Annotated in this window: 17 protein-coding genes; 11 read left to right on the top strand and 6 right to left on the bottom strand. The window is 69.4% G+C overall.

Features of this window, described 5'->3' with window-relative positions:
• Positions 1 to 77 precede the first annotated feature (77 nt).
• The 7 genes from KCQ71_RS23005 (at position 78) to KCQ71_RS22975 (ending at position 6803) form a co-directional block, all read left to right on the top strand.
• Positions 78 to 1055, top strand: a complete 978-nt coding sequence (locus tag KCQ71_RS23005) for a sugar-binding transcriptional regulator (protein ID WP_223410854.1) — start codon at positions 78 to 80, stop codon at positions 1053 to 1055.
• A 16-nt stretch (positions 1056 to 1071) separates the two neighbouring features.
• The gene (locus KCQ71_RS23000) at positions 1072 to 1932 is read left to right on the top strand and encodes a class II fructose-bisphosphate aldolase (RefSeq protein WP_223410853.1); all 861 of its coding nucleotides are present in this window, start codon (positions 1072 to 1074) and stop codon (positions 1930 to 1932) included.
• A complete protein-coding gene (locus KCQ71_RS22995) occupies positions 1929 to 2702 on the top strand; it encodes an HAD-IA family hydrolase (RefSeq protein WP_223410852.1) in 774 nt (257 codons plus the stop codon). The genes KCQ71_RS23000 and KCQ71_RS22995 overlap by 4 nt, the downstream gene beginning before the upstream one ends.
• A gap of 37 nt (positions 2703 to 2739) precedes the next feature.
• Complete coding sequence (dhaL, locus tag KCQ71_RS22990; protein ID WP_223410851.1) at positions 2740 to 3399, top strand: dihydroxyacetone kinase subunit DhaL; 660 nt, start codon at positions 2740 to 2742, stop codon at positions 3397 to 3399.
• Positions 3396 to 4391 (top strand): dihydroxyacetone kinase subunit DhaK, encoded by a 996-nt coding sequence (locus tag KCQ71_RS22985; protein ID WP_223410850.1) that lies wholly within the window; start codon positions 3396 to 3398, stop codon positions 4389 to 4391. The genes dhaL and KCQ71_RS22985 overlap by 4 nt, the downstream gene beginning before the upstream one ends.
• A gap of 368 nt (positions 4392 to 4759) precedes the next feature.
• The gene (locus KCQ71_RS22980) at positions 4760 to 5437 is read left to right on the top strand and encodes a class I SAM-dependent methyltransferase (protein ID WP_223410842.1); all 678 of its coding nucleotides are present in this window, start codon (positions 4760 to 4762) and stop codon (positions 5435 to 5437) included.
• Positions 5438 to 5642: 205 nt separating this feature from the next.
• Positions 5643 to 6803, top strand: coding sequence for a nucleotidyltransferase domain-containing protein (locus KCQ71_RS22975; protein WP_223410840.1), 1161 nt, complete (start codon positions 5643 to 5645; stop codon positions 6801 to 6803).
• On the opposite strand, the gene KCQ71_RS22970 is transcribed toward KCQ71_RS22975, so the two are convergent.
• The 6 genes from KCQ71_RS22970 to KCQ71_RS22945 all read right to left on the bottom strand — a co-directional run bounded on the left by KCQ71_RS22970 (position 6767) and on the right by KCQ71_RS22945 (position 10893).
• Positions 6767 to 7732 carry a phosphoenolpyruvate carboxykinase (ATP) gene (locus KCQ71_RS22970; RefSeq protein ID WP_223410838.1) on the bottom strand — a complete coding sequence of 322 codons (966 nt, stop codon included), beginning with the start codon at positions 7730 to 7732 and terminating at the stop codon, positions 6767 to 6769. The two genes, KCQ71_RS22975 and KCQ71_RS22970, sit on opposite strands and share 37 nt — an antisense overlap.
• Positions 7729 to 8181 (bottom strand): lasso peptide biosynthesis B2 protein, encoded by a 453-nt coding sequence (locus tag KCQ71_RS22965; protein WP_223410836.1) that lies wholly within the window; start codon positions 8179 to 8181, stop codon positions 7729 to 7731. The genes KCQ71_RS22970 and KCQ71_RS22965 overlap by 4 nt, the downstream gene beginning before the upstream one ends.
• Positions 8178 to 9344: an asparagine synthase-related protein gene (locus KCQ71_RS22960; protein WP_223410828.1), complete on the bottom strand. Its 1167-nt coding sequence runs from the start codon at positions 9342 to 9344 to the stop codon at positions 8178 to 8180. Before KCQ71_RS22960 ends, KCQ71_RS22965 begins: the two co-directional genes overlap by 4 nt.
• Before the next feature lie 102 nt (positions 9345 to 9446).
• Positions 9447 to 9572 (bottom strand): lasso RiPP family leader peptide-containing protein, encoded by a 126-nt coding sequence (locus KCQ71_RS22955; protein ID WP_133107788.1) that lies wholly within the window; start codon positions 9570 to 9572, stop codon positions 9447 to 9449.
• A 71-nt stretch (positions 9573 to 9643) separates the two neighbouring features.
• Positions 9644 to 9907, bottom strand: coding sequence for a PqqD family protein (locus KCQ71_RS22950; RefSeq protein WP_223410826.1), 264 nt, complete (start codon positions 9905 to 9907; stop codon positions 9644 to 9646).
• Positions 9908 to 10065: 158 nt separating this feature from the next.
• A complete protein-coding gene (locus KCQ71_RS22945; RefSeq protein ID WP_223410824.1) occupies positions 10066 to 10893 on the bottom strand; it encodes a glycosyltransferase family 2 protein in 828 nt (275 codons plus the stop codon).
• Between the two features lie 322 nt (positions 10894 to 11215).
• On the opposite strand from KCQ71_RS22945, the gene KCQ71_RS22940 reads away from it, so the two are divergent.
• The 4 genes from KCQ71_RS22940 to KCQ71_RS22925 all read left to right on the top strand — a co-directional run.
• On the top strand, positions 11216 to 12457 hold the full coding sequence (locus tag KCQ71_RS22940; RefSeq protein ID WP_223410822.1) for a glycosyltransferase family 4 protein: 1242 nt from the start codon (positions 11216 to 11218) through the stop codon (positions 12455 to 12457).
• Positions 12454 to 13629 carry a class I SAM-dependent methyltransferase gene (locus KCQ71_RS22935; protein WP_223410820.1) on the top strand — a complete coding sequence of 392 codons (1176 nt, stop codon included), beginning with the start codon at positions 12454 to 12456 and terminating at the stop codon, positions 13627 to 13629. Before KCQ71_RS22940 ends, KCQ71_RS22935 begins: the two co-directional genes overlap by 4 nt.
• Positions 13626 to 14552: a glycosyltransferase family 2 protein gene (locus KCQ71_RS22930; protein WP_223410818.1), complete on the top strand. Its 927-nt coding sequence runs from the start codon at positions 13626 to 13628 to the stop codon at positions 14550 to 14552. The genes KCQ71_RS22935 and KCQ71_RS22930 overlap by 4 nt, the downstream gene beginning before the upstream one ends.
• Positions 14549 to 14901, top strand: a 353-nt coding sequence (locus KCQ71_RS22925) for a hypothetical protein (protein ID WP_223410816.1), incomplete at its 3' end; no start/stop codon positions are given. The genes KCQ71_RS22930 and KCQ71_RS22925, both read left to right, overlap by 4 nt.

Raw genomic sequence — 14901 nt, 5'->3', positions numbered from 1 at the left:
CGCTCGGCGTTCGCGCGGTGCTACCTTGACGAGCATCCGCTCAGTGGTGAGCGGATGCTCAGGTGTCGGAGGCGGCCATGCCCGTGGGTCTGAACCCTGACGAGCACGAGCTGCTCGCCCGGATCGCGTACCGGTCCTACGTCGACGCCCGCACGCAGGAACAGATCGCCGAGGAGTTCGCGCTGTCCCGGCCCAAGGTCGGCCGGCTGCTCGAGCGGGCCCGCGCCACCGGCGTGGTGGACATCCACATCGACACCCCGCGTGGCCTCGACCTCGACCTCGAGGACCGCCTCGCCGAGGCTTTCGGGCTCCGGCACGCGATCGTGGCGCCCGCCGCCGAGGGAGCTGCCGAGCAGCGCACCCTGGTGGGCCGCAGCGCGGCCCGGTACCTGGAGCGCCGGCTCACCGACGGGGTCCGGGTGGCCGTCGGGCACGGCCGGGACCTGGCGGCTCTCGCCGGGGCGTTCCGGGGACCCGCCGCGACCGGATGCGTGTTCGTCAGCGCCATGGGCGGATCGCCGCTCGTGGACGCGCCCACCAACCCGAACGAGATCGCCCGGGCGCTCGCGGACGCCTCCGACGGCACCGCGCACAGCCTCTACGCGCCCGCCTACGTGGCCGACGGACAGGTGCGGGACCAACTGCGCCAGCAGGACGCCGTCGGCCGTGTTTTCGATCTCGCCGCGGAGGCGGCGTTGGCCCTGGTGGGGATCGGCGGGACCGACGACGGGTGCACCATGGTGCGGTCCGGGTGCCTGTCCGCCGCCGAGATCGCGCGGCTGCGGGCGCGTGGCGCCGTCGGGGACGTGCTCGGCACGTATGTGGACGCCTCCGGCCGGGCGATCACCGCACCGCACCTGGAGCGGGTGATGGCACTGTCGCTGGAGGAGCTGCGGCGGATCCCCGCCGTCGTAGCCGTCGCGTGCGGGCCGGAGAAGCCGCTCGCCATTCTCGGGGTGTTGCGCGCCGGCATCGTCGACGCGCTCGTGGTGGACGAGCCGAACGCCCGGGCCGTCCTCGAGCTGGTGGTGACGGACCGGGCGGAGGGGTCATGAGAATCGGAGGTGGATGATGCCGATCGTGCCCACGCAGGACATCGTGGACCGGGCATTCGAGGACCGGTACGGGGTCGCCGCGATCAACGTGGTGAACGACCTGACGATGGCGGCCGTGCTCGCCGCGGCGCAGGAACTACGAGCGCCACTCATCGTGCAGACCTCGGTGAAGACCGTCGAGGCGATGGGCGTGAACGTGCTGTACGCGCTCTGGGCCGAGCTCGCCGAGGGGGTGAGCGTGCCGGTGGCGCTGCACCTGGACCACTGCCCGGACCGGGACCTGATCACCGCGTGCCTGGAGGCCGGGTGGAACTCCGTGCTCTTCGACGGCTCGAAGCTGAGCGTCGAGGAGAACCAGCGCCAGTGCGTCGAGGTGGTCGAGCAGGCTCGGGAGTACGGCGCGCTGGTCGAGGGGGAGATCGAGCCGTTCGCCCGGGTGGAGGATCTCGCCGGGGACGCCCCACCGCCCGAGCTCAGCCTGGAGACCGCGCTGGCCTTCATCGAGGCCACCGGTGTGGATGTGTTCGCGCCCGCCATCGGCAACGCGCACGGCATGTACCGGGCCGCGCCCACCCTGGACAACAAGCGGGTCACAGACATCGTCGAGGCGGCCGGGATCCCGGTGGCACTGCACGGTGGCACCGGGATGAGCGCGGCGCAGTTCAGCGACCTGATCTCCCGGGGCTGCGCGAAGGTGAACATCTCCACGGCGCTCAAGATCAGGTTCATGGCCTCGGGCTACGACTACATGAACGCCAACCCGGGCACGTACGACCCGCCGTCGCTGTTCCGGGCGCAGACCGCGGCCGTCCAGGAGATGGCCGCCGAGCACATCCGGATGTTCGGCAGCGCCGGGAAGGCCTGGGCCGTCACGTGAGCGCCACCCTGATCTTCGACTGCGACGGCGTGCTCGCGGACACCGAGCGGGACGGGCACCGGGTCGCGTTCAACGCCACGTTCGAGCACGTCGGGGTGCCCCTGCACTGGAGCGAGGCCGACTACGCCGCCAAGCTGCAGATCGCTGGCGGCAAGGAACGGATGGCGAGCGAGCTCACCCCCGAGTTCGTCGCCGCGAACAACCTGCCCACCGACCTCGACGAACAGGCGGCGATGATCGCCGACTGGCACAAGGACAAGACCGCCCGGTACACGCAACTGGTCGCCGACGGCGCGCTGCCGCCCCGGCCCGGCGTCACCCGGATCATCACCGCCGCCCAGGACGCCGGCTGGCAGCTCGCCGTCGCCTCGACGTCCGCGGAGGCATCGGTGCGCGCCATCCTGACCCAGGCGGTCGGGCCACGGCGGGCCGAGGCGTTCGACGCGATCCTCGCCGGGGACGTGGTGCCGGCGAAGAAGCCGGCGCCGGACATCTACCTGCTCGCGCTCGAACGGCTCGGGGCGAACCCGAGGAGGACCCTGGTCATCGAGGACTCCCGCAACGGGCTGCTCGCCGCCACCGGCGCAGGCCTGCGGTGCGTGCTGACGGTGAACGGGTACACGCGAACCGAACCGAACGACGAGGCCATCCTGGTGGTCACCTCGCTCGGGGACCCCGGTGGAGAGCCCGCCCTCGTCCTGGCCAACCGGGGCGCCGCCCGGCCCGACACCGTGATCGGCCTCGCCGACCTGCTCAGCTGCCTGGAGTGAATCGCACCCAGCACCGCACCGACCAAGGAGGGTAGGCATGACGGACACGAACGACGACGTCGACCTCGTCCTGCGCACGATGGCGCGGACTATCGTGGACAACGCCGAGGAGTTCGCGCAGCTGGACGCCGTGGCGGGGGACGGCGACTTCGGGTTCTCCCTGCGCAACGGTTTCGAGGTGGTCGAGGCCGACCTCGACTCCTTCGACCACACCAGCGTGGGCGCGCTGCTGAAGAAGGTCGGGTTCGTCATCGCCGGCAAGGTCGGCGGGGTCAGCGGGCCGATCTGGGGCACGGCGTTCATGCGTGCGGCGGCCGCCGCGGGGGAGCGCACCCGCCTCACCGGGCCCGAGCTGATCGAGGTCCTGCGGGCCTCGATCACCGGGATCTCCCAGCGCGGGCAGGCGGAACTGGGGGACAAGACCCTGCTCGATGCCCTGGTGCCGGCGGTCGACTCGCTGGAGGCCAGCATCGCCGAGGGGTTCGACGACGGCGGGGTCGCCGCCGTGCAGAAGGCAGCCGACGTGGCGGTCGCCGCCGCGGAGGCGACGCTGGGCATGCTCGCGAAACGGGGCCGCGCCGCCTACACGGGCGAACGCAGCCGCGCATCGGTGGACGCGGGGGCGACCGCCATCGGGGTGATCCTGCAGGACATCAGCGCCGCGTGGCGCGACTCACGGCAAGGAGCCGGACAGTGAAGAAGTTCGTCAACGACCCACGTCAGTTCGTCCCCGAGATGCTCACCGGCATCCAGCTCGCCAGCGGCGGGGCGCTCGACTACGACCCGCGCTACAACCTCATCTATCGGGCGGATGCCCCCAACGACAACAAGGTCAGCATCATCCAGGGCTCCGGCTCCGGTCACGAACCCGCGCACACGATGATCGTCGGGAAGGGCATGCTCGACGGCGCGTGCCCCGGTGACGTGTTCGCGGGGCCTCCCGTGGAGTTCGTCTACGAGACGTCCAAGCTGCTCTACTCCCCGAAGGGCATCCTGCACCTGGTCAACAACTACACCGGCGACCGCACCGCGTGGGAGATGGCCAAGGAGATGTGCGAGGCCGACGGCATGAAGGTCGGCGCCCTGCTCGTCGACGACGATGTCGCGGTCAAGGACTCCACCTGGACCGTCGGGCGCCGCGGCGTGGCGGGCAACTTCTTCGTCATCAAGGCCACCGGCGCCGCATCGGAGAACGGCGCCGAGCTGGAGGAGCTGGTTCGGATCGGGGAGAAGGTGATCGCGTCCGTGCGCAGCATGGGCATCGCGCTCACCTCCTGCACCCCGCCCGAGCGTGGCACACCCCTGTTCGAGATCGGTGACGACGAGATGGAGGTCGGGATCGGCATCCACGGCGAACCGGGCCGGGAACGCGTCAAGCTCGCCAGTGCCGACGAGATCGTGGACATCCTCCTCGACGCCGTCGTCGGCGACCTGCCGTACTCCTCCGGCGACGAGGTCGCCCTGATGATCAACGGTCTCGGCGGCACCCCGATCAGCGAGCAGTACCTGCTCTACGGGATCGCCCACCGCAAGCTCGCGGACCAGGGTATCTCGGTGTTCCGCAGCTATGTGGGGGAGTATTGCACCTCCCTGGACATGGCCGGCGCCTCGCTGACCCTGCTCAAGGTCGACAATGAGCTCAAGGAACTGCTGCTGGCGCCGGCGGAGGTGTCGAACCGGATCTTCTGAGCGGCACCACGGCCTGCCGGGGCCGATCGGCCACGGCAGGATCTGGTTTCTTTCAGCCGAGCATTCGGCCCACGGGCGGCCTCGGTCGGTACTAACGTTCACCGCGTCAGGAATGACGGCAGGGGGCACTGTCGAATCGACTCGGCGTGCCCGCGCCGCGACATGACCGAACTCCTGGGGGAGTCCCCGTGGTGCTATCGACACTCAAACGCAGCTTCCCGCCGTCGCGTTCGGCGGGATCACCAGTCTCCGACCGCATCTGGCTCGGGCCCCCGAGAGCGGCCGGGTCGGGCATGCGTTCGGCAGGGCGACGCATGGCCTCGGCATTGGTCGGCAGTCGGGTGGGGCTCGCTCTGGTCCGATCGGCTATGCGCGACCCACACGTGCGCGCGGAGCTCCTGCTCTCGCTCTCGGACCGAATGGCACGTGCGGCGGACTGGGATACCGCGCAGACCGAGCCGGCATTCCGAGCACCGGTGGAGCACTTCGAGGACCTGGCCTGGCTGTTCTCCTCGAACTGGCTGAACCACCGGTTCAGCCGGCTCGATCTCGACGAGGCCGCGTACCTTTACCGGATCCTGACCGCGATCGACCGACCGCGGGTCGCTGAACTAGGCCGATTCCGGGGTGGCTCCACCGTCTTCTACGCGGCGACCGGTGCCCGGGTGACCTCCATCGACGGCAACCCCAAGCAGGACGTCTGGGGGCCGGAACTGGAGCAGGTCCTCGATCGGCTGGGACTGGCCGATCAGGTCGACCTGGTCGTCGGCGACACGCGACTGCATGAACCGGGCGAGGACCCGTTCGACCTGGTGTTCTTCGACGCCTCCGTGTCCGGTGATGGGATCCGTGCCGAGATCGAGAACTGGTGGCCCGCGATCGCAGTCGGCGGGCACGCCGTCTTCCGGGACGGACGAGCGCAGCTGCCGCACCTGCTCCCCGTCCAGCACGAGGTCGAGCGGTTCGTCCGGGCCACCCCGGCGGCGGACCGGCGCCCCGACGCCGATGTCCCAGGCTGTTTCGTGCACGTGGTCAAGGCGTCCTGACGTACGGCGATGCCGCGACGTGGAGTCGCGGTCCACGTTCGCGGATCCCCGCCAATCGGCCCCCGCGGCCGGCGGCCCACGCTAGCCTTTCGTCACCTGCCAGATGAGCGCAGGGCCACCGCCTATCGCCGTCCCGTAGCCGGGGACCGGCCCGAAGACGCCCGGGAGTTCTTGTGGTTCGTTCGATCCGGAAGGCCCTCGCCCGGTGACGCGATCGTCCGAAGGTGCCGGTGGCGCCACTGGGGTCGATCGCCGCACGAGGCAGTTGGTCTCGGACCTGCTGGTGGCCGTTGCGCGGGGCGATCGCGGCCTCGCCTCCCCGGGGGAGGGCGCGCGGCAGGACCTGGTCCAGGCCGCCCGGTACCACCGCGTCGCGCCGCTCGTGCACCTCGCGCTCAGGGACAGTGCCCCGGAGGACGCAGCGCTCCTGCGAATCGACAGGGACCACGCCATGGGCGTGCACATCCGGGCCACGATCATGCTCGACGACTTCGGCGGCATCCTCGAGGACATCGACTGGGTGACCTTCAAGGGCCCATTCCTCTCCGAGACGGCACATCCCGCGCAGGGCCTGCGGACCTACCACGACGTCGACACCCTGGTCGATCCCAGCGATCTGCGTGAGGTCGCGCACCGGCTCCTTGCGGCCGGCTGGACGGTCGCCGACTACGACGACATGCTGCGCAACCCCCAGACCCCCGGGGAGATGCACTGGGTCAGTCCCTCCGGCCTGCTGATGGACCTGCACTGGTCCATGATCAACATGGCCGTGCGGCGAGCGCGGTTCGCCGTACCGACCCGTGAGCTCCTGGACCGCAGGACCCCAGTGGCGCTTGGCCTGAACCGTGCCTGGGCGCTGTCGCCGGCCGACTCCCTGGTGCACGTGTGCTTGCACGCGGCTCTGACCGGCGCGAACAGACTCCTCCTCCTCGTGGACGCCGACCGGCTGGCAGCCCAGATCGAGGACTGGGACGAGGTGGCTCGCCGAGCCAAGGCGTGGCGCGCCGAGCCGCACGTCGCCCTGGTCCTGGCACGTGCCCGGCGCGTCCTCGGCGCCGGTTCGGCGCCCGCGGACCTGACCCGTCGCCTGGGCCTGTCCGGCGCCTTCGGTGCCCTGACGGCGGCTGTGGATCGAGTCGCCCCCGTACCGCACGCTCGTCAGGAACCGGGCCTGGCGCGGTTGGTGGCCCGGGCCGCGCAACCGGGCGCCGGCCGCACGCTCGCCGCAGCCGGCCACAACGCACTGCTCGGCGTGCGCGAACGGGCCCGCCGGACGCCTGCGGTCCCGAAGGCCAACCGACTCCCGGCGGACGAGGCCGCGTTGGAGGTCTACCTGGCCGGTGTCGAGACCGAGGCGACCGACTGACCCAACCCCACCGCGGCGCGTACCTGTGCGGCGATGGACGGCGGGAAGGGCGGCCCCCAGGGCAGCCGGGCGACGTAGACCGGAACCGTCTCGACGAGATCGCTGAGGTGCTGGAACTGCTGATCCACGGCGGCTGGATCCTCCCAGCCCACGATGCGAGGGAACATCAGCAGGTGCAGCAGCGCGTCCCGCTGGGACAGGCGGGTGAACTCCGGCTCCCGATCCTGGTCCGAGTGGTCGGGCGCCGGGATCACGATCGCGCGCAGCGGCAGGCCATCGGTATCAGCTGGACGTGTCGCGAGCGCGTCCCGGTCGTCGCCCGTGACTCGGTGCACGGGCGGGACGGTGAACCGGGCCGCAAGGTCGCCGGCCGCCTTGCGGAGGCGGAGTTCGGTGGCCCCGAGGTGACACCGCGGCGGTGCCGCATCGAGGTCGAGGTGGAGTACGTCATCGGTGATGAGACGGGCACCGTCGGCGCACATCAGCGTCGCCATCGTCGACTTGCCCATGCCGGACCGGCCCACGAATGCGAGCGCGGCGTCGCCGACCTGGACCGCGCTCGCGTGCAGCACCGGGCGACCGCGCATGGCGAGGAGGAAGGAAAGCATCGTCCCCGCGGCGAGGACGCCGGCCCGTTCGGGGTCGGCGCCACGGACGAGGCGGACCGTGACCGTGGTGAGTTCCTGGTCGAGCTCGAAGTCACAGGTGCGGTAGAACCGGAGCAGGTACCCCGATCCGGTGTCGGTGGCGGAGTAATACTGCTTGTCGCCGTCGAGATGGAGCAGCACGCGGCCGGGAGGCACGGACTCGGTGGCCTCCATGGTTGCACCGAGCCGGATCGTCACGTCGGTCGGACCGTCGGCCGGCCTCGTCTGATGCAGTGGCAGTTCGGAGTCGAGGTTCAGGCCGTACAACTTGGTGATGTTCATTTCGTGTCCATGGCATCGAGTGAGAGCAACGGTGTGTAGGACGATGCAGCGCCCAGCGGGTCGAGGATGCCGCCATTGATCTCGAGCCAGGCGTGCGCGCGCACGTGGCCGTCGATCTTGGCCACGCCCACGAGCAACTCCGGTCGGAGCCGGCGGAGCAGGGCGCCGCTGACGAGTGCCTGGCGCAGACACGTGTCGCCGAACGGCCAATGACGCATCACCCGGCGAGTGGCACGCACCTGGCGTCGGGCCCGATCATCCAGGACCGGAGGGCCGGTGGGGTGAGCCGGCTCGGCGCGAGTCGAGTCATCGGTGCGCAGGGGCGTCCCGAACGCGCGGGCAAGGCGTGGCAGGCCCGCGGTGCGCAGGCCAAGTTCGGCCACGATCGCGAGGGCAAGGGCCGCGACGATCCATGGCCACTCACCGAACGGGGGCCGGCGGACGCTCATCGTGTCACCGTGGCGGCTAGCCAGGCCTGATGGAGCAGCATCGCGGTGGACATGGTCGGGGCGTCGGAGAGCCAGACGCCGCGCAGGATCTCCGGATCCACGAGGCTGTCGTCGACCCCGGAGCCGTCCCAGTCCCTTGCGAACTCGCGGGTGTACCTGCCGGCGTAGGCCTTGTTGAAACTTGCCTTGGTCCGGCGGGCCAGCAACGCCGGTGGCAGCACGTCCGAGAAGAGCGCCTTCATCGTCGCGGTCCGGCCGTTGAATCCCCAGGTGTCTCCGGCATGTGCCAATGCCGCGACGAAGCCGACGTCGAGGAGCGGGTTCGAAGTGCGCACCTGGTAGGTCCCGGCGATCAGAGCCTGGTTCGTCGCCATGGTCGTCCAGCTGCGCCGCCTGGTGATCCACCATGTAGCGGCGTCATAACGCAGCGGCTCGGTGGCTTCGTCGGCGGCTATGCGCCGCAGGTGCCGGTCCTTGGCGTCGGCGCGGAGCCAGTGTTGGAGCCGCGCCGATTCCAGTTCGCGGCGTATCTGACGCTGGCGCACCAACGTCGGTGAGAGCGCCTGCGCCGCTCCGCGCAGGAGCGTGCGGGTCGGGCGGCGGCGCCGGCGCAGCAAGGTGAGCGGCGTGACTCGACGCGCGCCGAGTACCTCGTCGCCGCCCTCTCCGGTCAGCATCGTCCCGCCGGTCAAGTGGCTGTAGACCAGACCATGACTGTGCACGGCGGGAGGCCAGAGCAGGCCGTGACGCCGCACGCTCGCCTGGGCCGCGGGGCCGAGAAGATCGGTCTCATCCTCGGTGAACTCCAGCTTGAGCCAGTCGTCGATGCCGAGGTGATCGATGACGAGGTCCTGCCACTCGGACTCGTCCGAGTCCGGGACGTTCGGGTAGCGGCGAGTCACCGGCACGGGGTCGGGCAGCCCTTCTCGCCTGGCCAGGTGAGTCGCGACCGCGAGGATCGCCGATGAGTCGCGGCCACCGGAGAACGTGACGTAGCAGGCTCCGTCGACAAGCGTGGGCAGGATTGCCGCTTCCAGTGCGGCGCGCGGCGACTGAAGCCGGGACGGGAGGGGCGTCGGCTCACTCAGGCCGTACTTCCAGCAGGTCGCCACTTCGAAAGCGTCGGATCGGACGAACCCGTCCACCGGGGGCGCTTCCGTCATGTCATGGTCCAATCGAGTCGATTTGGGTGGTTCACGCCGCTAGCACTGAAACGGAGCGGGCCCGCTGACCAGCATCGGCCAACGAGCCCGCTCTCACCGCGGTCAGGAGGACGGGTCGGTCCCGTACCGGATGAAGTACAGGAACGTGTCGTCGCTCCCGGCCCAGCCCTCGCCCAGCGTGAGGTCGCGGACGGAGCCGACCTCCTGGATCATCGGAGATTCGTACATGGTGATGTCACCTCCCTCGACGTGTCGTCGTGTGGCCCCGGCCTGAATGTGCCGGAATTCTTGGGCGCGCCTCAACGCGCAGCGTCCTGCAGCAGTCCCCGTTGCTCGAGGGAGTCCACGAACGTGGCCACGTCACCGGCGGCCTGGTCGGTGCTGATACCGAACTCGGTCACCAGCGCGTCGGTGAGATCACCGGTCGTTCGGTCCTCGGCGAGCAATCTGACCAGTGTGGTGCCGGCGCGGTTCGTGGTCAGGTACTTGGACGTCTTCAGGTCGAGGATGACCATCTCGCCGTCGATCTCACGCCAGGTGACGCCATCTCTACGCAATTTCACGTCGTATCTCCCCATGCCCGATGGCTACAGCCGGTAGGTACTGCTCGAACACTCCGGAATCTAGGGCAGCGTGTGAAGCAGCGTCGGGTGACTGGGGGGTGACCTTCGGTGGGAATTCCGTTCACCAGGGGGTGAGGGGGTGTGAGGCAATCGGACCGTCAGCTCCGGCTGCTCTCATCCCGTAGCCAGGTGGTGTCGCCGCGCCGCGCCGCGCGGCGTCCCAGTAGCTTCGATATCGCCGCGGTGGCAACGAAGACGACCACCCCGGGCAGCAGGCGGGGTTCGGCCATGACCATCCGGGCGAGCGCTCCCGGCGTCGCACCGGCGCCACGCACGGGCGGTGCGCCGGGCGCAGCCGACATGCGGGTGTTGCCGGTCATCGCACGGATCCGTCGGCGCAACAGGTCGCCGTAGGTCTTCGGCGGCCTGATCGTGACCCGCGCGCCGGGCACCACGGTGCGCTCTTCGGGGGCGAAGCTCATGGCCAGGTGTAGGTCGTCGGACATCGTGTCCGGCCAGTCCCGGATCCGAGCGTGGCCCTGCTCACTCACGGCGATCACACCGCGTCCGTACAACTCGGTCCGGACGCCGTCCAGCCTCTGCCACACGTCGTAATACCAGCGGACCGGCGCCGACACCCCGTCCATCGGCAGGTGCCTGGTCGGGCCCGCAGCGTGGATCTCTTCGGTGAGTGCGCCGCAGAGCGCCCTCGCATCATCGGCACCGAGCACCACGTCGCCGTCGACGTAGATCCGCGGGTAGGACGAGGCGTGCTGGTCTCCGAGTGCCAAGGCGCGGATCTTCGACGGCACGGGCGTCTCGATCACGGTGACCCCGTGGCCACGGGCGATGTCCGCCGTCCGGTCCGAGCAGCCGTTCGCCACGACCACGACCTCGGATGGGGATCCGTCGGTGCTTTGGAGCGCGTCCAACAGCCGAGGCAGTGCCCGCTCCTCGTTGTGCGCTGGAATGATGATTGAGACCACGCGCTGAGTATCCCGTCCATAGGACTGCCTGTCAGGGAATGCTGCCCCCTCCTCCTCTCACCCCGGGGTGATGGCAGAAGGTGGGGGAAGATCACCCGTCCATCACCTATCGGGGGCCGGGCGTCCTCAGTACGTTGCAATGAGAAGCACTGCGTTCGGGGGATCGAGCGAGGTGAGGTCGCGGCCCGTCGGGTCGTGCGCACTCGCGTTGGTGAGTTCCTCCGCCGCCTGCACCCAATGACAGGAGAGCGGACACATGTGGAATCGCCGGAACGGAAGGACGTCGGTCGCGGCCGGCGCGGCCTCCGGGCGGAAGCCACGCGTGCTGATCGTGATCCAGAACCTGCCGCTCCGGATCGACCGCCGGGTCCGGACCGAGTGCGCCGCCCTGGTGCGTGCCGGCTACGACGTGAGCGTCATCTGCCCGAAGGAGACCGCCGGCGAGGCCGATCGGCATGTGGCCGACGGCGTCCATGTGTACTCCTACACGGCCCCACCGGAGAGTTCTGGGCTGGTGAGTTACTTCCGCGAGTTCGCGCTGTGCTGGCTGCAGACCGCACGGCTGTCGATCACGGTGAACCGTGAGCGTGGCTTCGACGTGCTTCAAGCCTGCAACCCGCCGGACACCTACTGGCTCCTCGGGGCGCTCTGGAAGCTGCGTGGCCGGCGATACGTGTTCGATCAGCACGATCTCTGCCCGGAGGTCTACGAGGCCCGCTTCGGCAAGCGGGGCGCGCTGCACCGCGCGCTCCTGCTCCTGGAGGCCATGACCTACCGGATCGCGGACCGCGTGATCTCCCCGAACCCCGCCTATCGGGACGTCGCCCTCGAACGCGGTGGCGTGCCGGCAGGCCGGACCGCCGTCGTGATGAGCACCCCGGACGCGGACCGGATGCGCCGCAGGGAAGCGCATCCGGAGTTGCGTGACGGACGCGAGCACCTGGTCTGCTACGTCGGCATCATGGGGCCGCAGGATGGTGTCGACGGACTCCTGGCGACTATCGACCACTACGTGCACGACCTCGGCCGGGAGGACACGAGGTTCGCCCTGCTCGGCTTCGGTGACAGCCTCGATGACCTCAAGGCGGATGCCACCGCCCGAGGCCTGGATGCGTGGGTGACGTTCACCGGCAAGGTGGACCACGACGAGCTGGGTCGTTGGCTGTCCACCGCCGACCTCGGTGTGACGCCGGACCCACAGAACGAGTTCAACCACCGCTCGACGATGAACAAGACCCTCGAGTACATGGCCCACGAGATCCCGGTCGTCGCGACGGACCTGCGGGAGACCCGTCGCTGCGCCGGTGACGCGGCCGTGTACGTCTCCGGTGACGATCCCGCTCAGTCCGCGCAGGCGATTGCCGATCTCCTCGACGATCCGCAGCGACGGACGGCGATGGGACGGGTCGGCCGGAGCCGCATCGAGCACGAGTTGGCCTGGTCGCTCCAGGCCCGTGCCTACGTGGGCGTCTTCGACGGTCTCCTCGGTCGCAGAAGGCGCTCGAGTGCACCTCGCAGTGGCGAGACCCAGCGCAGTGACCTCGCGGAACGAGTCACCCCGTGACCGCGGGCACCTGCCCGGCATGCGGCACCGCAGCACCCGAACCCTTCCATGTGGGCGAACCGGTGCCGGTCAACAGTTGCCTCCTCCTCGGGGACCAGGCCGCCGCCGTCGACTTCCCGAAGGGTGACCTGGCGCTGGCGTTGTGCCCTGTGTGCGGACTCATCTGGAACTGCCGCCACGACCCGACACTGACGACGTACTCGCAGGACTATGAGGAGACGCAGGGCTTCTCGCCGACCTTCCAGGCATTCATCCATGACCTGGCCACGGACTGGGTCGAGCGCTACGCGCTGACGGGCCGGACCGTCGTCGAGATCGGCTGTGGCAAGGGTGAGTTCCTGGTGGAGATGGCCCGCGCCGGGATCGGCGCCGGCATCGGCGTGGACCCGGGTGTGCAGCCCGCCCGGATCACCGACGACGTCCCCGTCACCTGGATCCAGGGACTCTTCCCGCAGGACCTGCCCGAGCTGGACGCGGACGCCATCATCTGCCGTCACACGCTCGAACACATCGCCCCGGTCCGGGAGTTCCTGGAGTCCATCCGGTCCGCGATCACCGACGTCGAGCGCACCGTGCTGCTGTTCGAGGTGCCCGACGTGCAGCGGGTCCTGGACGAGGTCGCGTTCTGGGACGTCTACTACGAGCACAGCTCCTACTTCTCCGCGGGATCGGTCGGCCGGCTGTTCCGGGCTGCCGGGTTCGACGTGCTCAGCATCAAGCGGGCGTACTCCGACCAGACCTTGCTCGTCGAGGCCCGGCCGACGGTCGACGGCGCAGCAGCGGCGCTCCCGATCGAGGAGGACCCGGCGGCGCTCGCCGAGGCCGCCGCGCGATTCGCTCGCGGGCACCGGACGATGGTCGAGCATTGGCGGGACCGGATCCGGACCGTCCACGCCGAAGGCGGCCGAACGGTCATCTGGGGTGGCGGGTCGAAGGGTGTCGCGTTCCTCGCCGCACTCGGTGCGGACGCCGCCCTGGTGGGCGGCGTCGTCGACATCAACCCGTTCAAGCAGAACCAGTACATGGCCGGCACCGGCCACCGTGTCCTCGCGCCGAAGGACCTCACCGACGCCGAGCCGGCGCTCGTGATCGTGATGAACGGCGCCTATCGCACCGAGATCGTCAACGAACTGACCGACCTCGGCCTCGCGCCGACCGTGGAGGCACTGTGAGCACGCCCCGGCTGACCATCGGGCTTCCCGTCTACAACGGCGAGGCCTACCTGGCGGAGACCCTCGAGAGCCTGCTCGCACAGGACTACGACGACTTCGAACTGGTGGTCTCCGACAACGCCTCGACCGACAGCACCGTCGCCATCGTCGAATCGTTCGCTGAGCGGGATCCCCGGGTACGACTCGTCCGGAACGACCGGAACATGGGCGCGGCCTACAACTACAACCGACTCGTGACGGACTCGCGTGCCGAACTGTTCAAGTGGGCCGGCTACGACGACCTCCTCGAGCCGGAGAATGTGAGTTCGTGCGTCGCGGCACTGGACGCGAATCCGGACGCAGTGCTCGCGTTCGCGCAGGCGACGATCATCGACGGCGTCGGCGACGAGGTCCGCGAGTACAACGAGCGACTCGAGATCACGGCCCGAGCGCCGTGGCGCAGGGTGGCCTCCTTCGCTTGGCGCTTCAGCCTTTGCAACGCGGCTTTCGGCGTCATGCGGCGTGAGCCGATGACCCGGACGGGACTGATTCGGCCCTACATCTCCTCGGACGTCACGTTCCTCGCGGAGATGGCGGCAATGGGAACGTTCGACCTTGTCGACAGACGCCTGTTCCGACGCCGCGTCCATGAGAGTTCGTCACGGCAGGGCCGAACCTCTGCCGCGGAGATCGCCACATGGTTCGATCCGGCGACGAAGGGAAGCCCGACGTTCATCCGATTGCGACTGCTCGGGCGTACAACTCGTGCGCTCTCCAGGACGACCGGCTCTCTCCCGGATGACCTCTCCTCCGGGGCGGCGTTCGCAGTTGCGTACTCGGCTCGGCGGGCTCGCATCAGTGCAGGGCGGCTTCGAGCCCGAGTCCAAGGCCGAATGCTGACCCCACCCGAACTCATCCACCAAGTCGACGGAAGTTCCTCATGAACGCGAAGAGTGCAGTTAGTTCGACCCGACCCTTCCGTGCAGTGGTGGCGGTTGCCGGGGCCGTAGCAGTGGCTCTTGCAGGCATGGCGTCACCAGCAACCGCGGCGACGGTGTTGTTGTCGGATGATTTCTCGGGTGCGGTGTTGGGGTCTGGTTGGTCGGTGGTTGATCCGGTGGGGGATGGGTCGGTTGAGTTGGTCGGCCAGGGGACTGGGGATGCGGACCTGGCGTTGTCTGTGGGGGCGGGGGAGTCTCACGATGCGTGGGGTGTGAATCGGTCGCTGCGTGTGATGCAGGCGGTGTCGAATTCTGACTTCGCGGTGGACGCGGGGTTTGATTCGGTGCCGTC

Origin of the sequence: Occultella gossypii, assembly GCF_019947135.1 — a bacterium.
GTDB classification, from domain to species: domain Bacteria; phylum Actinomycetota; class Actinomycetes; order Actinomycetales; family Beutenbergiaceae; genus Occultella; species Occultella gossypii.
The sequence above is the reverse complement of the archived record's forward strand: the minus strand, read 5'-3'. Positions and strand labels throughout refer to the sequence as shown.